Below are 20,275 nucleotides of genomic sequence, written 5' to 3'. Positions count from 1 at the left end.
CCTCTTTTTTGACTGTAAAATATAATTACTTTGCTAAATATTGCTAACAAAAAATTAAGTATGATTATCTGAGTGCAAAGAAAAGATAGAATTTCTTGAAGTAATACAATTTGTAATAAAGAAAGTTTAGCAATTTCACGAAAGCGGTTCCGGTAAAATTCAATGTTTTCGAAAACGTTTTCGGAGATAAAAAATATAACTCATTATTTCTATTGCATTGCATGAGTTATCTTTAATTTAAATTTATGTAATGTAATGGGAAATATCGATATTATAATAATTTTAGTCTTTACAGCTTTAGTCTTTATATGTGGAATGAGTTTTTCAAAAGCAGGTAAAAACATGAAATCGTTTTTTGCTGCTGGAGGTGCTCTTCCTTGGTGGATGAGTGGTTTATCCCTTTTTATGAGTTTTTTCTCAGCAGGCACATTTGTTGTTTGGGGGTCTATAGCATACTCAAGTGGTTGGGTAGCTGTATCAGTACAATGGACTATGTGTATTGCTGGAATAATAATAGGTTTCTTTCTGGCTCCAAAATGGCAAAAAACGAAAGCATTAACAGCCGCAGAATATATTATGGATCGTTTTGGAAAATCTACACAAAAAACCTACACCTATCTCTTTTTGATTATTTCATTGTTTACTACAGGAGCTTTTTTATATCCTGTGGCTAAAATTGTTGAAGTATCTACAGGGATTCCTATTTCAACCAGTGTTATTGTATTGGGAGTTCTTATACTAATCTATACAGCGGTAGGTGGGTTATGGGCTGTTATCGTAACAGATGTTTTACAATTTATAGTGTTAACCGCAGCGGTATTAATTGTACTGCCACTATCCTTCGATAAGATTGGTGGTGTCGGCAATTTTATTGCGAATGCCCCTGAGCATTTCTTCGATTTCACCAATTCAGAATATACCGATTTATTTATGGTAGCCTTTGGACTCTATAATTTATTCTTTATAGCAGGAAACTGGGCCTATGTACAACGTTACACGAGTGTGGCTACTCCCAAGGATGCAAAAAAAGTAGGTTGGCTATTTGGGGCACTTTATACTATAAGCCCAATAATATGGATGTTGCCTCCCATGATTTACAGAGTATTAAATCCAGATCTACAAGATTTAGCAGACGAAGGAGCCTATTTACTCATGTGTAAAGAAGTATTACCAGTGGGTATGTTGGGGCTCATGTTAGGAGGGATGGTTTTCGCAACGTCTAGTTCTGTAAACACAACGTTAAATATATCTGCGGGCGTATTAACAAACGATTTATATAAAAACATATTTCCTAAAACAAGTACTACAAGGCTAATGAGAGTTGCAAAAATAGCAACCGTAGTTCTTGGAGTTTTAACCATAATAGTTGCCTTGTTAGTTCCTTATATGGGAGGCATTGTTGAGGTAGTTTTAAGTTTAGGAGCGTTAACAGGTGGCGCAATGTTTTTGCCTCCACTCTGGTCGTTATTTTCAAAACATCAAACAGGTAAAACCATTTTGTTCGTAACTATTGTGTCTCTTGTGATCAATTTTTTCTTTAGGTTTTTTGCACCAGATATAATAGATGTAAAATTGAGTCGTGCCATGGAAATGACTGTAGGTATGGGGGGACCAATTTTGTTAATGACTTTAATAGAAATCATACTTGTTAAATCAAAAAATGATACATCTGCCTTTGATAATTATGAAAAAATAAGGCTGTCAAAGATTGCTAATGCTACAGAAGAAGAATCAGGCGAAGACAATAGCGGTAACAAAAGAGGCACAAGAGTCATTGGAATTGGCGTAGCAGCAACAGGAGTACTAATAATCCTGTTATCATTTATAGCAGAATCTGCTAAATGGTTAGTTGGTGGTATGGGAGCAGCCATTCTGTTTCTAGGTCTATTCATTATAAAAAAATCTAAATAATTAAAAATAAAATTACGTTTCAATGTTAATAGGAACATTCCATAAAGAGAAAAGAGATAATAAAACGATAAAATTGGTTTGTGATTTAAGTATCACCGGAGGAGGAACAGCGGGAGTTTGCGCAGCTATTACAGCAGCAAGAAAAGGTACAAAAGTAGTATTAATTCAAGACCGTCCTGTTTTGGGAGGTAATGCCTCTTCTGAGGTTCGGCTTTGGATACTTGGTGCAACATCTCATATGGGAAATAACAATCGCTGGGCTAGAGAAGGTGGCGTGATAGATGAGATTTTGGTGGAGAATTTGTACCGAAATAGAGAAGGAAATGCGATTATTTTTGATACAATTCTACTTGAAAAAGTGTTAAGTGAAGAAAACATCACCTTACTTTTAAATACCGTTGTTCATGATGTTACTAAATCCAGCGATACTCAAATTGAATCCATAAAGGCGTTTAATCCCCAAAATTCAACCGAATATGTGGTAAAAGCACCTTTGTTCTGTGATGCCTCAGGGGATGGTATTGTAGCATTTAGTGCAGGTGCATCCTTTAGAATGGGAGCTGAATCCAAAGAAGAGTTTGGAGAACTGTTTGCTCCGGATAAGTCTTATGGAGAGCTCTTGGGGCACTCCATATATTTTTATAGCAAGAATACCTCTAACCCCGTAAAGTTTAAAGCGCCAGAGTTTGCTTTAAAAGACATTAAACAAATACCGCGTTATAAGGCGATTGGAAAAGACGATAACGGTTGTAGATTTTGGTGGTTTGAATATGGAGGACGCCATGATACGATTTATGATACGGAAGAAATTAAATATGAACTATGGAAGGTCATTTATGGTGTTTGGGATTACATCAAAAATTCAGGAGAGTTTAATGATGTAGACAATATGACTTTAGAGTGGGTTGGCACTATTCCCGGAAAGCGTGAGAGTCGCCGATTTGAAGGGCTTTACATGATGAAACAACAAGATGTGATTGAACAACAAGAGTTTGATGATGCTATTGCTCACGGAGGTTGGGCTATAGATTTACATCCGGCTGATGGAATTTATAGTGACTTATCGGCATGTACGCAATGGCATTCTAAAGGAGTATATCAAATCCCTTATCGTTCGTTCGTAAGTAAAGATATTGATAACTTGTTTTTAGCAGGACGCATCATTAGTGCTACCCATGTGGCTTTTGGCTCTACGCGGGTTATGGCCACAACCGGTTTATGTGCCCAGGCGGTAGGTATGGCAGCAGCTTTGTGTACTCAAAAAAGTTTAAAACCTGCCGATATTCTTAAAAATGGTGAGATTGAAAATCTTCAAAATGAATTGAATATAATTGGCCAAAGTATTCCTAATATTCCTGTCAAAAGCAAAACAAATTTAATTGATAGTGCAAAAATTGAAGTATCTTCAGAATTGGAAATTTCCGAGATTCCATTCGATGGTAGTTGGTTCAAACTAAATATTTCAACTGCGCAATTACTACCATTTAAGGCTGGCCAGAATTATAATTTCAAATTACTCGTGCAAGCAGATGAGCCTACTCAATTAGAAGCCCAGTTAAGGACTTCAGAAAAGCCTAAGAATTATTCTCCAGAAGTGATTTTAGAAAAACAAACCATACATTTAGAACAAGGAGAGCAATATATTACCATTGAGTTTTCTAACACTGTATCACAGGATCAATATGCTTTTGTAACATTTTTATCAAATGATAAGGTTAGTTTAAAAACTAGTAATAAACGTTACACAGGAGTGTTATCTGTGTTTAATGGCGTTAATAAAGCGGTATCGAATAATGGAAAACAAGTGCCTCCGCCAAATATTGGGGTGGATGAGTTCGAATTCTGGACACCACATAGAAGACCGGAAGGTCAAAATATAGCGATGAAAGTTTATCCCTCAATTCGATCTTTCAGTAGTAAGAATATTGGCAATGGTTATGTACGTCCCTGGGGAGAAGTAAATGCTTGGGTAGCCGATTTAAATGATGAGACCCCAACCTTTAAGGTTGAATGGGATGAGGCTAAAACTGTCTCGGAAATCAAATTGTTCTTAGACCCGGATTATGACCATCCAATGGAATCAACTCTGATGGGCCACCCAGAAGAAGTCGTGCCTTTCTGCGTACGTAATTATGTGATAAAAGACCTGGAGGGTAATGTACTCTATAAAGTTGAAGGTAACTATCAAACCATAAACGACTTTAAACCAGAGGAACCTCTAAATTTAAAAGGGTTTACCGTTGAATTAGAACATCCGTCAAAAGATGTTCCCGCTGCTATTTTTGAAATATTATGCAGGTAAAACATAAAATACAACTTTTAGTGGTTGCCCTATTCTCTACAATGGCATCTGTGTCATGTCAAGAAGATAATGGTTTGAACCTAGGTGCTATGGTTCAACCTGTTCCGGAAAATTATAAAAAGATTAGTGCGGATTATCATATTTGGGGAGCTTCGGTAATTAAAGGTTATGATGGCAAATATCATATGTATTATTCCAGATGGAAATATGAATTGGGGCATATGGGTTGGGTAACTGATTCTGAGATTGCTTACGCAGTAGCAGAAAAAGCGGAAGGGCCTTATAAAGATGTAAACGTTGCACTACCTGCAAGAGGAAAAGATTTTTGGGATGGTACAACAACTCATAACCCGACTATATTTAAAAAGGATGGAAAATACTATCTGTATTATATGGGTACAACATCTCCTGTTAAGGCAAAACAGCCTACTTCTATGAAGCATAAGGATTGGTGGTTATACCGAAATAATCAGCGTATTGGAGTAGCTTGGTCTAAAAAACCTGAAGGTCCTTGGAATCGATTAGACTATCCTGTAATCGATGTTGATGAAAACCCTAATGCTCCAGATGCATTAATGACATCGAATCCTGCAGTTAATATAGCTCCAAATGGAGGCATATTTGCAGTATACAAAGTTGTAGGAAAACAAAAAGATTGGCAACCCATAGATTTAGATAAAGATGAGAGTTATCAGGTCTCAAAAGGAGACCGTGTTCGTTATATGGTATCCTTTGCTGAAAATCCCTTAGGCCCTTTTAAAAAGCATAAAACAACAATTTTTGAGTTAAAAGAGGCAGAAAAGGAGCATATGATTGCTGAAGACCCATATGTATGGAGTCAGGACGGGAAATATTACGCCATTGTGTGTGATATTCAGGGGCGTTTTACAGGAGATACAGGTGCTTTTGCATTAATGAATTCAGAAAATGGATACGATTGGCATCAGGCTAAGCATCCATTGGTTTTACCAAGTAGAATACTCTTAAAAGACGGTTCTAAAACGGATTATAAATTGGAACGTCCTCAATTATTGATAGAAGAAGGAGAGCCATCGTTTTTATTCGGAGCTTTGGGAATAACTGTTAATGGGATTCATAGAGGGCATGCCTGTAATTTAAGAGTATCACTAAAACTTAAAGACTAACTATATGAAAAATATGTTTTTGTTTTTAATGGCAATATTCCTGATTGGGTGTAGTAATACTAAAGAAGAACTTTCAAATGATAACGTTCTTTCGCTTAATGGGATCTGGAAATTTTTTGCCATTTACGGTGAAGGTTCCAACTACCTGAACATAAAAGAAATAGAAAATGATTTAGTTATTGATAATGATGCTAGCTCGGTTGAGGTTTATGGCAATTGGAGATTACGAAAAATGGCTGAAAGAAATACGTCACTCTATGGTAAAGATTATTTGGAACATACGTTTACAAATACAGATCTTGACGGTGGCAATAAAGCAGATAGCTCATATGTAAGGTATTATCCTAATTTTAAAAAATCAGGATATTATGAGGCATTTACAAGATTTCCTTTTGCGTCTCATATGACGCCACAATACAATATTAAGCACGCTCAGGGCATTACTACCAAATATTTAAACCATAGAGTGTTTTGCAACGAATGGATAAGCTTAGGTATTTTTAAATTTAATAGTGAAGATACCAATTATTTAGAGGTAACCGCTATTACCAGTGGTGCTGTGGCAGCCGATGCAGTAATATTTAGAGAGATTTCCAAAGAAAAATATTTAAAAGCCAAAGAAGAGCCAAAACAGGTTTTTAAGAAAGATTTTGATGATTCTAAATGGTACAATTTAAAAGTACCTGGGCATTGGGGCATGCTTAATGATTTTTCTAATTACACAGGAATAGGATGGTACAGAAAAACAATCGATATTCCAAAGGATTGGACTAAAGCTCTAGACAACAGATACTATTTAAAGTTTGGCGGGGTGTATCACCTTTCAAAAGTATATCTCAATGGTAAATATATTGGGATGAACAGGGGCGGTTTTACACCTTTTGAATTTGATGTTACAGATGTATTAAATTTTAATGGAGAAAACGTTATTGCTGTTCAAGCAGATAATAGCGCTATTGTTAGTGCCACTTGGAATTGGGGAGGTATTATTAGGGATGTTACCCTAACTAAAAATAAAGATGTTAGGATTGATTATCAATACATACATGCTGAACCAGATTTGGCTAAAGGAAGCGCAGATATTAAACTAAGGGTAAGTATTGAAAATAATAGTTCTGAAAAAAGAACTATAAAAGTTAATTCCAGAATAGTTGATGCAAAAGAAATATCTAAACTTGAAGATGAGATTGTTATTGAGCCACGTAAAATCCAAGATATATATTTAGAAACGACCTTGTCTTCCGATGATGTTGAGTTGTGGCATTTCGATAATCCAAAACTATACAAGGTAGAAACTACAATTTCTGATGGTGAAACTATATTGAATACCAGAACAGATAATTTCGGCATCAGAAAAATTGAATTAACAAGTTCTAAAATGCTACTTAATGGAGAGCCCGTGCGTATAGGAGGGTTTAACAGAGTTAGCGAAAGCAGGTATTGGGGGTCTTCAGAACCAGAAGCGGTTTTAGAAAAAGATGTAGATCTTATGAAAGAAGCTGGAGCTAATTTTATGAGAATAATGCACGGGACACAGAGTGAAAAGCTAATAGAACTATGTGACAAAAAAGGGATTTTACTTTTTGAAGAAGTTAATGTAAGAGATTTAGATAATGATGAATTTAGAGCAGCCTATCAACCACTATCACAACTTAAAAGTGAAAGTTCAATGAGCTTAAATGATGAGAGCAACGAAATTTTAGTACTCGATGGGCCTTACATGAAAGTTTCAAATAATTCAGAATTAGCCTTATCGAATAAAAACTATTTTTTATCCAAGTACTGGCTTAAAGGCATGATAAAACGTGATATTAATCACCCAAGTATTATAGGTTGGAGTGTGGGTAATGAATTAAATAATCATATGGCTTACGGTAAAGAAGCCATGACATATGTAAAAGACGAACTGGATCCCTATAGGTTGGTTACTTGTGTTAGTAATTCGGGGCAAAAAGATGAATATACCCAAGAAACAGATCCTAACACATATTCAGATATCATAATGCACAATTTGTATCCCTGGCAAGGGGAGCCACAAGACGTATTAAATACCTTAAGAACCAAATGGCCAAATAAACCCATTTTTATTTCAGAATTTGGTTTTGGCCCTTTTCCTTCAACTGGTTTAGACAGTGATAAAGAAATTATCTCTGAATGGATGAGCAATTTTAGAAACAAAAATGAATTTGTAGTAGGAACATCTATGTGGACATTTAATGATTATAGAAGTGGTTATGCAGCGACTACGGCAGAAGAAAATAGGGTTTGGGGTTTGATTAACGTATGGCGACAAAAACGAAGATTGTTTGATCGTATCAAAAAAGAACATGCACCTGTTGAGGATATTAAAATTGAAAATATAAATTTCGAAGAGAATACAGCCGATATTAGTATCATCATTAAATCAAGAAGCGACTATCCAAGCTATACGATGAAAGACTACACATTAGAGTATGAATTTAAAAACTCTAAAGGGGAAGTAGTTTCAAAAAACCGCAAGGATTTACCAATTTTAAAACCAGAAGACGGTTTGTGGAGAGATACCATCTCTTGGAACAATTTACCAGAGAACATTTTAGATATGACTATAGATTTGGTAAGTTCTACAGGACACTCCAGATTTGATAAGACTATCTCATTTCAAAACGCCTTAACTCCCAAAATTTCTGAAATAATTCTAGGGAAAAATGTGATTAGGATTCTATTTCATAAAGTACCTAATGCTTATGAATATTTTGCAACCTATCAAAATGATGAAGGCAACATTGTGAAATCGTATAAAACTATAGCAAGTTATATAGATATAAAAGGTTTAACCACCGGAAGAACCTATAGTTTCAAACTTCATGCGTTGAATGATAAAGGAGTAAGCAATCCTTCTGAAGAAATAACAATAACAACCAGCAATAACATGCTACCTCCAATCATTTGGGATTCGTTCATTACCGATAATAAATTGGTAATTGGTTATTCGAGCGATTTTGGTGATGAAGATTATACTGTAAAATATGGTACATCCAAAGATAGTTTAAGCGACGAGTTTTCCTCAAATGTTCGTGGTATGATGTCAATTGATTTGAACATGGAAAGTGACATTTATTTCAAAATAAAAAGAACCAATAATTCACAAGAAAGTAATTGGTCCCAAATAGTCAAAGCAACTAAAACTAATTAAAATGAAGTGTCCTTTATCAATTTCAGTGATGTTACTAATGCTACTTATAGCTTGTGCAGAAAAAAAAGACAAAAAAGAACCGGTTAATAGGTCTGATAAAAAAATAGAAAACTTTAAAATAGAATTAGGTAACGTATCTCCCAAATCTATTTTCGTTAGTGATACTATGAGTATTTGGGGTGGCTCTCTTATTAAAGGGGAAGATAATCTGTACCATATGTATTATTCCAGATGGAAAAAAGATTTAGGTTGGGTTTGGGATTCCCATTCAGAGATTGCTCATGCGGTTTCTAAAAGTCCTTTTGGACCATTTGAACATAAAGATGTTGCGCTATCTATTCGCGATGCAAAGTATTGGGACGGCCTTTGCACACATAACCCAACCATTCATAAGTTTGATGGTAAATATTATCTCTACTACATGGGAAATACGGGTGACGGAAAAATATATAGCAAACCAGGAAAGATAAAATTAAATCCCGTACACAGAAACAATCAGCGCATAGGTGTTGCTGTTTCTGATAGTCCTGATGGGCCATGGAAACGATTTGATCAACCTCTAATTAACGTAAGTGCAGATAGTACTGCTCTGGATGCTTTAATGACTAGTAATCCATCAATCACTAAGCGTCCTGAGGGTGGTTTTCTAATGGTATACAAAGCAGTTGGAAAAAAGAAACCTGGAATTTGGGGTGGTCCTGTCGTACATTGTGTAGCTACTTCTGATAGTCCAACAGGCCCTTTCAAAAAATACGATAAACCCGTTTTTACAGCAAAAGGACATGATTTTCCAGCAGAAGATCCTTTTATCTGGTATGAAAGTGGAAAATATAGAGCAATTGTAAAAGACATGCACGGAGCCTTTACAGATGCAGGAAAGTCATTGGTGTTATTTGAATCTGAAGACGGGTTTGATTGGAATTTATCTAAAAATGCTTTGGTCTCCAAATTAGAGATTAACTGGGAAGATGGAAGTACTCAAAAAGTAGATCATTTAGAAAGGCCACAATTGTATCTTGAAAATGGAAAACCAGTAGCTTTGCTATGTGCTTCAGATACTATAGATGATAATGGCGTGTTACATTCCTTTAATGTGCAAATTCCTGTAAAAACTTCAAATGAATAATGTGATGAGTTACAAACAATCATTATTGTGCTTATTAATATTAATATCAGTACCGATATCTAGCTTTAGTCAGATAGATTTTGCAAAAGCTCTTCCAAAAAAGTTTGATAAATCTAACATTATTCAAGACGAAGATTATAATATTTGGGGTACTAACATTCTTAAAGGAAAAGATGGCAAATTTCATGCTATTTATTCACGTTGGTTAAAATCACGAGGGCATCATGGTTGGGTAACACATTCTGAGGTGGCACACGCTATTTCTGATAGTTTAACAGGCCCCTATAAGTTTAAAAACTTGGTATTGCCTCCCAGAGGGAAAAAATACTGGGATGCTGATTGCACCCACAATCCGCACGTTATTGAGCATGAAGATAAGTACTATCTATACCACATGGGAAATCGCGGTAGCGGTTACTGGAAAACAACCCCAGATGATAGAATGCCAACCATGAAGGACGACGAATGGTGGGTAAACCGTAATAATCAGCGTATTGGTGTAGCTGTAGCAAAAAAATTAAACGGTAAATGGAAACGGTCTTGTAAACCCCTAATTGATATTGATAGTACACGCAAAATGGTGTCTACACCTGTAGTTTCTAAAAGGCCCGATGGTACATTTTTGATGGTTTACAAATATGTAGAAGAAAAAGAGGGTAAATACGGTGGTAAAGTAGTGCATGTTACTGCATTATCAGATTCACCATTAGGACCATTCAAAGATACTAGAATACCGTTCATTGAGACCGAAGCTTCTACATTTGCGTTAGATGATCATGTAGAATGGTTTCAAGATGAACAATACTATTGCATAGGAAAAGACCATGACGGCTCTCTCACATCATACGATAAGGGCACGATGGTGTTATATACATCAGATGAAAAGGGCTTAGACTGGTCGTTAGCAAAACAACCCCTTGTTTTAAAAGCAGGAAAATTAGAATGGACAAACGGTACCGAAACACTATGCGAGCGTACTGCAGATATGCCAAAACTATATTTTGAAGATGCCACACCAAAGGCATTGGTTATTGCAGTACTTCCAAAGGATAGTGAACATTCATTTTCTTTAGTAATCCCTTTTAACGAATATTAAATAGTATAAAACCAAATCGAAACAGAAAAGAATAAAAATTATGAAAAAAGAAAATCCAATCTTCGTATTTCTAATAATAGTATTAGTATTTACAGGCAGTATAATTGTAAGCTGTGGCAGTGATAGTGAAGGATCCGAAGAACCAGGGATGGTAGATCCTGATCCAGACCCAGAGCCAGATCCATTAGACTGTACAGAAAATTTTAATTTGGAATTAACTTTACCTGGAGAAGAAATTAATTTATCTGATTGGGATTTGATTTGGACAGATGATTTTGATTATCCCGATGCTATGTTAGAAAATAATTGGACATCTCAAAATGGACCTAGTGGACATATTCTTTGTAGCCGTTGGAGAGAAAATGCTGAAGTTAAAGATGGTGTTTTAGAACTTAAAGCTATAAAAGAGAATCGTGGAGGACAAGACTGGACTTGCGGTAGTATTTGGAGTAAACAAACTTTTGGGTATGGCTATTTTGAATGTAGATATAAATATGCAGGAGCTGCTGGTACAAATAATTCTTTTTGGCTGTTTGATAGAGTAATTGGAATTAATAGTAGTGAAGTAGGTTGTGAATTAGATATTAACGAAGGACATTTCCCTAATGAAGTAAATACAAACCGTCACCATTGGACAAATGGTTCTAGTGAATTTAATTCTTTCGCATACAGTCCTGGTTCGTCTCCAGCATATGCACATTCTTTCAATGACATTGTAAAAACAAACCGAATACGTTTTACTTCAAATAATTCTGGACATTTCCATATTAGAGAATTTCGTATTTACGAACCAAATACCGATTGTTACCCCACAGACCTGCTTTCAAACTCAGCCGATACTGATGTTTCTGGGCTTAATAACTTGGTAAGAAGCAATGATGTAACCATAACGTCAAGTGGTGTACTTAGAGATGAATTTCCAGTAGAACGTATTGCAGATGGTAATGTTGGTTCTAGTTGGGTATCTCAAAAAAAAGGTGAAAAATGGATAGAATTTAATTGGCCAACCGAAAAAGAAATTGGGCATATTCAATTTATAAATGGCTGGCAAGATGGAACAAAATGGAATGCGTTAATAACAGATTATAAGATTGAAGCAGAAGTTAATGGCGAATGGGTTGAATTGGCTAATTTCGATGCTAAAATAGAAAATAATCACGCTGAAGCATACCACACTTATGGAATGGATTGGGACGCAAGCACTATCAAGTTTTATTTTGATAATAAGCTTTTAAGAGAAATACCTAATACATTATGTGATAAAGAACTTAATATATATTTAAGCCTTGCAATTTTTGAAGTTGCTGGAGAGGTAACAGGTGCTATTGATGGAACAAGTATGAAAATTGATTGGGTAAAATATTATCAGAAGAAATAAATCTCCATATAACCCTAGAATAAAATTTAGATAACAATTTTAAATGAAATCAAATTCAAGCAAAGCATTATTAGTAATAATATTTCAATTAACAGTAATAGCTTGTTTTGCTCAATTGCCTCAAGAAATAGAAGAAAACTTCAAACTTGTTTGGCAGGATGATTTTGATTATAAAGACAAAAAATTAGATAAAAAATGGGAATCGCAAAACGGTCCAAGTGGACATATCCTTTGTAGCCGATGGCGTGAAAATGCAGAAGTAAAAGATGGTATTTTATATCTAAAAAACAAAAAGGAACAGCGTGGAGGTCAAGACTGGACGTCTGCTAGTATTTGGACTAAAAAGAAGTTTAAATACGGTTATTTTGAATGTCGTTATAAATATGCCGCTGCAGAAACTACTAACAATTCCTTTTGGTTGATGACTAAAGGTAAAACACAACCAAAAGCTGGGAAACGATTTGAAATTGACATCAACGAAGGGCATTATCCTAATGAGATAAATACGAATGTTCACAACCATACTGATCATGTTATAAACGAGGTAGGAAAGAAAATTAGTATTAGAGACCCAGAAGCTTTAACTTTTGAAGGTGTAGATTTTTCAGAAGAATTTCATACATACGGTTTAAAATGGGACGAAAACGAAATGATTTTCTATTTAGATGGGAAGGAAATTAGACGTATTGCAAACACATTTTGTTTTAGTGAATCTCCCATATTTTTAAGTTTGGCAATAGTAGAATGGTATGGTACACTAACTGATGCTGTAGATGGAACTAGCATGAAAGTAGATTACGTACGATATTATAAAAAAAAGTCTAAATAGTTGTAAATCAAAAGACACAACGATTCAAAAACTATAATATATTTTAAAATGATAACAATAAAACGTTTTTTAATACTTGTCTATATCTTAAGTACATCTTTGATATTTGCTCAATTTGAAGATGAAGAACCTAATTACCCTCCTTATGTTAATCAATTAGGCTATAATTTAAACGAATCAAAACGTTTTGTTTGTTATGGTGCTAACGAAGATTTACCATTCGTAATTCGAAATACGAGAACCAAAGAAATTGAATACAAAGGAACAATTCTTAATTACGAAGGGTGGTTTTCAGACTTCAATCCTATTTCAACAGATGAATATGTCATTGAAGTTGAAGGAGAAGATCACGGTATTTCTGTTCCTTTTAAGATTGAAGAACATCTATTAGAAAGAAAATCAACTAAGTTGGGTTATGATTTTTTTGTTGATGTTAGAGGTTTTGCTGATTTAGATAAATATAATATGAGCAAAGTTTACAGCGGTGGCCCTTCTAGAGATGGTGGTGCTTTTGGATTGGAAACCATCTTTGAAGTACTTCAATATGCCAGTAATCCTGCAGTTTTTGACAATTGGAAAGATGAATTGGGTGAAGACAAGGTCGCTGATTTAATTGATCTCATTTTATGGCACGCAGAGTTTGCCTATAAATATATTGATTACAATGGCTCCGTTAAAAATAGGCACGGTACTTTAGGTTATGAAGGTGAGCCACGAATGAATTATGATTATTGGAATACACTTGATCATTTAGCTGCAGTTTGTGCAGCCTACCACTCGTTTTTAAAGCCATACTTAAAAGAAGAAACGTATCAAAAATACCGTAAAGCATGTCTTGAAAAATGGGAAGCTTATGATAGACACAAAGTGGTTCGTTATTGGACCTATAGTAGAAAATGGGTTGATAAAGGTTTCCAAGAGTTTAATGAAATGGGGAATGCTTTTGGTCAATCTATATTTAGTAATCTCTTTATGTATATATGTGAAAAAAATGAACAATCTCCTGAGGCTGATAAGTTTTTAAAATATGCACAAGACTCTGCAAAAGATGTGATTACTAAATGGGATTTCAACAATCCAAGACATATGTGGTGGATTAGAAATGCGGAACATATTACGCCTCAATCTTTAGGATATTTTATGTTGATTGCGCCAGGATTAACTCCTGAAGGTACTCGTGAAAAACTAGAAGCTTGGACATATCATATGAAACAAAAAACAAGTAATTTCTGGAAATATAGAGTGCATTCAGAAACAGAATGGGCGCATCCGAAAACTAAAGAATTAGGTGGTGCTCCAGCATTAGGTGGCTCCATGTTTTTAATAAGCCACTTATTGAATGACGATAAGCTTAGAAACATCGGTTGGGCACAGGTAGACTTTGTATTTGGGGTAAATCCTGTAGGCACACACCTAAGTAACAAAAGTAAAACTAGGTTAAGCCTTGGCGGCTATTGGGAAGGTGTAGAAAACGGATGGCCACAATCATTAGAAGGTGGTTATGGAGAATTAGGAAGCGTTAGAGGAACACTAGACGGCTCACCATTAGATAGTCAATTCCCTATAGCAACTCAAATAGAATTTGTTGAAGGAAAGATGAACGGACAAACATTTAGCAACGTTGCCTATGCCACAGAGGGCTGGAATATTTCTAACAGAGGGTGGATGTCTACGTTAACCTTTTCTACTTTAGGTAGTCATACTATTAAAATCACAGATAAAACAGGAAAAGAAATTAATGCTGTAAAACCCAAAACTAAAATTTTTATTGAGTTAAAAGCAGCATTAAATGTAAGTGATGAAAAAGATAAATGTTGGGTTGATGTATATATTGATGATAAACATCAAAAATTGAACCTAATAGAAACAGCAGCTAATTCGGGGATATTTAAAGGTGAATTAAAGCTACCTAAAGCATCTAAAAATGTAACTGTGAGTTACGGGTATTTGGGCTTTGAAAAAACAGCTAAAGTAATTGTTGCAGATTAAAATTTAGAATCCAATTCTATTTAGAAGGAAGTGTGCCCTTAATTTGAACGGTAAATTAGCATGAGTTCGATTAAGTAAAAAGTGTAAATTAATGTGAATCTTCTATGTTAATATAAATTCAATAAACTTTTGAATATATTCAAATTTTGGTTCGAGAATAAGTCAATGCTCAGCACAGGTAAAATCCGTAATACATTAATTCTAAAATGATTACGGATTTTTCGTTTTATTTTTAATCAAACAACTTATATTGAAAGTTATTGCACATCCCAATCTGGACCTATTTGCTCATCAGCTCTAAAAGCTCCTAATACCGTTGGGTAATTTCCTCCTCGACCTCCTTGAAGCGCCGGGCTACCGCTTTGTAAAGTATAATCTCTTGATGGTGCATCAGTAAACAACGGATCGTTAATAACCGATAATTGATCTGGCTTGTTTGGTAATCCAAAATCCGGCTCGGTTGTGTTTTGCCAATCCTCCAGTGAATTCAGATCTACTCTGTTAGTACCATGCCTTTCTAATGTCCAGTTTTCATCTATGTTATAATAAAGGTTGTTGTCAAAATAGCTTATGCCATTCACAAAGGGATATTTACCAACAGTTTCTGCTGTTGAAAAAACGATACTTGGATTAGTATTATTAGACCAAGATGGTCGCATACCGCTTAAAATATTGTTAAAAACCTCTACGTTTATCATCTCTTCGGTATAAGCAATACTTCGTGTATTAATAATAGTATTGTTATAAATCTTTAGACCGTCCCCTTGTTCACCAACGTCTTGTAATGGTACATTTACTGCCGAATTACAATCGTACACAAGGTTATTATAAAACTCGGCATTTCTCGGTGCCGCTGCTCCTGCACCCTGTATTTCTAATGCCAGCGCAGTATTATTAGCATTGAAAATAATATTATTCCTCACAACATGAGATTTTTCATGACCTTCATGGGCTTGCTTTTGAAATATGGCGCGCGCTACATTATAAATCTTATTATTTTCAATGATACAGTTGGAAGGCTGATAACCATGAATTCCCGAATGCAATAAATACGGCTCACTGGAAAAAGGGTTTTGCCCTGGTTTAATAGAATAAATGTCATGGATAATACTATTTCTTACTACACAATTATTGCAACCATCAAGTCTTACACCCCCAGTATTGTCTGGACCATAAAGATGATGTATATATAATTGTTCAAGCACAATATTGTGGTTGGTAAGACCAACATCTGGATTCATAAAAACTCCTGAAGCTGTTAAATACGAAATTTCAAAATTACGAATGGTAACATAGCTGGTATTATGGTCGGTGGCAAAACCGGAATGGTAGTCATGTTGCAAGGCTTCCTCGCGATTATTGTAGCCTATTCTTGGGCGTTCTCCCGGATATCCCGCTATGATTATAGGATTGTTTTCTGTACCACTTCTTTTAACAAAGAATGCTACAGCATCAAAAGCGCTAGTAATTGTTTCGGGTATGTATGGTGTTGATGCTTCCTTAACATAACCCACTTGTCCAGCTTCAAGCGTATTAAGCATTTTTTGAATGGTCTTCCATGGGCCTGTACCGCCATCTTCAACATAACGACCATCATTCTCGTCGCTTGCCTCTGTGTGATCCTTATCTACGTAAAATGCATTAGGATCGATCGTTACCTCCTGTTCCTGTTTATCATCAATGGGGTCTGAATCATCCGATCCACAATTGACCATTAGAAACGTTATTAAAAACAAAAGAGATAATAGTGTAGGTTTATTCATTGTCGTAAAATTTAAGATTTGGGATCTTTTTGATTTTGGGTTCAATATATAACGTTATAAAACGTTTCGCAAATAAAACTGTTGCAACCAGCACCTAATTCACTGTAAAATAGCACGTTATCCAGTTCGTGATTTAATAACTATCAGCTATTCCAGATGTTCCCTAAGGATACTTACGTAATCTAGATAGGGGTGTACTGTGAAAAAGGGCGATATCGACCAAGCGTAAAACTTTATCGAAACTTTGCTAAAAACTAACTATGTATATAAAATAACATGAGTTTTTACGTTAAATTAAAAAAACAATGATAATAGCGAAACTGTTAGAAAACCTGTTACTGCCAATAAAGAGGTCATTACCGTCCAGCTTTTAAACGTTTGTTTTTCATCAAGTCCTAAATATTTACCGACTAACCAAAAACCGCTATCGTTTACATGAGATAGTATAGAGGCTCCAGAAGCTATTGCTATAACTAATAAGGCTTTGTCTATATCAGTAATGTTTACTGCTAAAAGAGGGGCTGTAATTCCTGCAGCTGTTATCATGGCAACCGTTGCAGATCCTTGTAAAATCCTTACTGTTGCTGAAGCTAAAAAGGCAAACAACATGATACTAACACCTTCATTTGCAAAATAATTTGCCAACATCTCTCCTGTTCCTGTATTTACTAATACTTGTTTAAAAACACCACCTGCTCCTGTTAGTAAAATAATAATTCCTGCAGGTTCCATTGATTTGGTAGTGATCTTTAATAGGGTTTCTTCAGAAAATCTTCTGTCAATGCCTAATAAATACCATGCTAAGAGATTGGCTATAATTAATGCTGAAAAAGGATGTCCGATCATTTCAAGCCAAGCTTTTACTTTTATGGGAATTGTGTCTTCAGCAAATAATGGACTATTGATTAAAGTATTACTAACAATAAGTAAAATTGGGATTGCGATAATTGAAATAACAAGCCCAACAGGAGGAAAATTCGAGTTTTTTACAGTGGTTTTACTAAGTGTTGGAGCTTCTATAAATATTTTTTTTGAAATATATTTTCCAAATAGAGGGCCACATACAATCGCGGTTGGGATTCCAACGATAAAACCAAACAAAATAACCCAACCTAGGTCAGCTTTTAAAATGTCTGCAACTGCTACAGGTCCAGGTGTTGGAGGAATGAAGGAATGTGTAATTGCCAAACCAGCTAACAATGGAATACCATAGAGTAACAGCGATTTTTTTGTTTTTCTTTGAAGGGAATATATCAGAGGTACTAAAATAATAAAGGCCACATCAAAAAAAACGGGTATGGCTATAAAAAACCCAGTGATCATTAATGCCCAGGAAGCATTCTTCTCTCCGAATTTTGCGAGTAAGTAATTGGCTAATGCCTCTGCGCCTCCAGAATGCTCAAGAATAGCACCAAACATAGCACCCAACCCAACAACAGTTGCAACAAATCCTAATGTACTTCCCATACCTTGTTGTATTGTTGAAATAATAGACGCAGGATCCATACCTGACATAATGCCAACAACGATACTAGCTATCAACAAAGCAATGAAAGCCTGAATACGTAGTACTAAGATTAAAAACAATAAAACTCCTATACCAATAAGTACTGCCGAAATAAGCGTAAAGTCTATCATAACTCCTCCCATTTAGTATGAAAATATTCAGAATCGCTCGCATCTATTCTTTGATAGGTATGTGCTCCAAAAAAATCTCTTTGGGCTTGAATAATATGAGCTGGTAATTTTTCGGTTGTCATTGAAACCCAATAATTATATGCTGCGCTTATTGTGTTTAATGAAATTCTTTGCTGTAATCCAAATTGCAAAACCTCAACCATGGCGTCTTCATTAGACTTTAAATAACTAAATGAATTCTCGTCATTAAAATAGTCATTACTGTTTTTCAATATAGTTATAGAATTCTCCATAAGGCTAGACCGAATGATGCAACCATTTGTCCATATTCTGGCTATTTCAGAAAGATTTAAGTTCCAGTTATAAGTACTTGATGCTTCTTTTATTAGTAAAAAACCTTGTTGATGATTAACTATTCTTGCAAACTGATATGCTTTTTTAAGTTGTGTAACATCTACTGACTCATTTTTATGTTCGCGAGTTATTTTTTTAGACAGCTTTACCCTTTCATCTTTAAAAGAAGAAAGATACCTATCAAAAACTGCCGAAGAAATCATTGTATTTGGAATTCCTAAACTCAAAGCTGTTGCACTTGACCAAGAGCCTGTTCCTTTATTTTGTGCTTTATCTAAAATAAGATCTATTAAATACTTTCCATCTTCTTTTGTTTGTAAAATTTTAGAGGTGATTTCTAATAAATAACCAGACGCATCTCCTTGATTCCAGTTATTAAAAATTGATGCGATCTCTTCATTATTTAAAGAATAGGATAGTAAAGCATAGGTTTCTGCTATCAATTGCATTTCTGCATATTCAATTCCATTATGAACCATTTTAATAAAATGTCCTGCTCCATCACTTCCTATATAAGTACAACATGGGTTTCCCCAACTGTCTTTGGCTGCTATTTTTTCTAATATCGGAGCTATCTGTCTATAAGCCTCCAAATCTCCTCCAGGCATAATTGATGGCCCTTTACGTGCTCCTTCTTCACCTCCAGAGATACCACAACCCACAAAATTTATATTTTTACTTTTTAAGTAATTGGTTCTATTTTGGGTGTCTTTATAATGCGAGTTTCCTCCATCAATAATAATATCACCATCTTCTAAAACTGGAAGCAATTGTTGTATTACCGTATCGATTGCTGCTCCTGCTTTTATCATGATTAAAATTTTACGAGGCCTTTCCAAAGAACTCGCAAACATTTTTAAATCTGTAAAACCTTGAATTGCATTGAAATTTTCATGCTCATTTAAAAAGTCTGAAACTATAGTTTCTTCGCCTTCTGAAATCCTATTGTAAACAGAGATCTTAAAACTATGTTCTGCGATATTTAAACTAATGCTTTTACCCATAACACCTAAACCGATAACACCAAACTCAGATCTATGCATGTTCGTTTATTTTGTTCGTTATTTCCTTTACAATATCTTTAACTCCTTTATCAATGTTTATATGTAATCCATAAGAAGGAATTTCTAATGTATCAAACTGTGATTGTAATAAATCAGGTTTCATAAAATGATTTTTTCTGTTCTCAATTCGGTTTAATACCAGATCAAATTCTCCATTTAGCAAAACCCAAATTATATTTTCGTTCTTGTTCTTTAGTATGTCTCTATACGATTCTTTTAATGCTGAACAAGCTAAAATAGCTCCTGTAGAAGTACTCCAATCTTCAATTTTACTTGATAGTATCTCTAACCAGGGCAATCTATCTGCATCCGTAAGCCCTATATTATTATTCATCTTATCTATATTCTCTTTTGGATGAAAATCATCGCCATCGAAAAAGGGAATTGATAATTCTTCAGATAACTTTTTCCCTACGGTTGTTTTACCACAACCACTTACTCCCATTATGATTATAATTTGTGGCATTATTGTTTTTTTAATAGCATGTGGTGTTTAATCCAAATT

The 20,275-nt window shown here is 34.9% G+C and carries 13 protein-coding genes; 9 read left to right on the top strand and 4 right to left on the bottom strand.

All coding sequences use genetic code 11. The features are described 5' to 3' along the window. The first annotated feature begins 255 nt into the window (after nucleotides 1–255). The 9 genes from C1H87_RS13775 to C1H87_RS13735 are packed head-to-tail and all read left to right on the top strand — an operon-like array spanning nucleotide 256 to nucleotide 14,951. Nucleotides 256–1,911: a sodium:solute symporter family protein gene (locus tag C1H87_RS13775; protein ID WP_102756370.1), complete on the top strand. Its 1,656-nt coding sequence runs from the start codon at nucleotides 256–258 to the stop codon at nucleotides 1,909–1,911. A 22-nt stretch (nucleotides 1,912–1,933) separates the two neighbouring features. Beyond that, nucleotides 1,934–4,213, top strand: a complete 2,280-nt coding sequence (locus C1H87_RS13770) for an FAD-dependent oxidoreductase (protein WP_102756369.1) — start codon at nucleotides 1,934–1,936, stop codon at nucleotides 4,211–4,213. Continuing rightward, nucleotides 4,204–5,358: a glycoside hydrolase family protein gene (locus tag C1H87_RS13765; RefSeq protein ID WP_102756368.1), complete on the top strand. Its 1,155-nt coding sequence runs from the start codon at nucleotides 4,204–4,206 to the stop codon at nucleotides 5,356–5,358. Before C1H87_RS13770 ends, C1H87_RS13765 begins: the two co-directional genes overlap by 10 nt. A 4-nt stretch (nucleotides 5,359–5,362) precedes the next feature. Then, entirely contained in the window at nucleotides 5,363–8,533 is a 3,171-nt protein-coding gene (locus C1H87_RS13760; protein ID WP_102756367.1) for a glycoside hydrolase family 2 TIM barrel-domain containing protein, read from the top strand. Nucleotide 8,534: 1 nt separating this feature from the next. Further along, nucleotides 8,535–9,659, top strand: a complete 1,125-nt coding sequence (locus C1H87_RS13755; protein WP_233783138.1) for a glycoside hydrolase family protein — start codon at nucleotides 8,535–8,537, stop codon at nucleotides 9,657–9,659. Nucleotides 9,660–9,663: 4 nt separating this feature from the next. Further along, nucleotides 9,664–10,755 (top strand): glycoside hydrolase family protein, encoded by a 1,092-nt coding sequence (locus C1H87_RS13750; protein ID WP_158655225.1) that lies wholly within the window; start codon nucleotides 9,664–9,666, stop codon nucleotides 10,753–10,755. A gap of 40 nt (nucleotides 10,756–10,795) precedes the next feature. Beyond that, nucleotides 10,796–12,133 (top strand): family 16 glycosylhydrolase, encoded by a 1,338-nt coding sequence (locus tag C1H87_RS13745; RefSeq protein ID WP_102756365.1) that lies wholly within the window; start codon nucleotides 10,796–10,798, stop codon nucleotides 12,131–12,133. 43 nt (nucleotides 12,134–12,176) lie between these two features. After that, the gene (locus C1H87_RS13740) at nucleotides 12,177–12,962 is read left to right on the top strand and encodes a glycoside hydrolase family 16 protein (RefSeq protein ID WP_102756364.1); all 786 of its coding nucleotides are present in this window, start codon (nucleotides 12,177–12,179) and stop codon (nucleotides 12,960–12,962) included. 48 nt (nucleotides 12,963–13,010) lie between these two features. After that, complete coding sequence (locus C1H87_RS13735) at nucleotides 13,011–14,951, top strand: hypothetical protein (RefSeq protein ID WP_102756363.1); 1,941 nt, start codon at nucleotides 13,011–13,013, stop codon at nucleotides 14,949–14,951. A gap of 257 nt (nucleotides 14,952–15,208) precedes the next feature. Here C1H87_RS13735 and C1H87_RS13730 read toward each other — a convergent pair whose 3' ends face one another. The 4 genes from C1H87_RS13730 to C1H87_RS23455 all read right to left on the bottom strand — a co-directional run bounded on the left by C1H87_RS13730 (nucleotide 15,209) and on the right by C1H87_RS23455 (nucleotide 20,236). Continuing rightward, the gene (locus tag C1H87_RS13730; RefSeq protein ID WP_158655224.1) at nucleotides 15,209–16,714 is read right to left on the bottom strand and encodes a right-handed parallel beta-helix repeat-containing protein; all 1,506 of its coding nucleotides are present in this window, start codon (nucleotides 16,712–16,714) and stop codon (nucleotides 15,209–15,211) included. Between the two features lie 294 nt (nucleotides 16,715–17,008). Next, entirely contained in the window at nucleotides 17,009–18,352 is a 1,344-nt protein-coding gene (locus tag C1H87_RS13725) for a GntP family permease (protein ID WP_102756361.1), read from the bottom strand. Next, a complete protein-coding gene (gndA, locus tag C1H87_RS13720; RefSeq protein ID WP_199769294.1) occupies nucleotides 18,349–19,749 on the bottom strand; it encodes an NADP-dependent phosphogluconate dehydrogenase in 1,401 nt (466 codons plus the stop codon). The genes C1H87_RS13725 and gndA overlap by 4 nt, the downstream gene beginning before the upstream one ends. Next, nucleotides 19,742–20,236 carry a gluconokinase gene (locus C1H87_RS23455; RefSeq protein WP_199769293.1) on the bottom strand — a complete coding sequence of 165 codons (495 nt, stop codon included), beginning with the start codon at nucleotides 20,234–20,236 and terminating at the stop codon, nucleotides 19,742–19,744. Before C1H87_RS23455 ends, gndA begins: the two co-directional genes overlap by 8 nt. Between the last annotated feature and the right edge of the window lie 39 nt (nucleotides 20,237–20,275).

It is taken from the genome of Flavivirga eckloniae (assembly GCF_002886045.1).
Taxonomy (GTDB): domain Bacteria; phylum Bacteroidota; class Bacteroidia; order Flavobacteriales; family Flavobacteriaceae; genus Flavivirga; species Flavivirga eckloniae.
The sequence above is the reverse complement of the archived record's forward strand: the minus strand, read 5'-3'. Positions and strand labels throughout refer to the sequence as shown.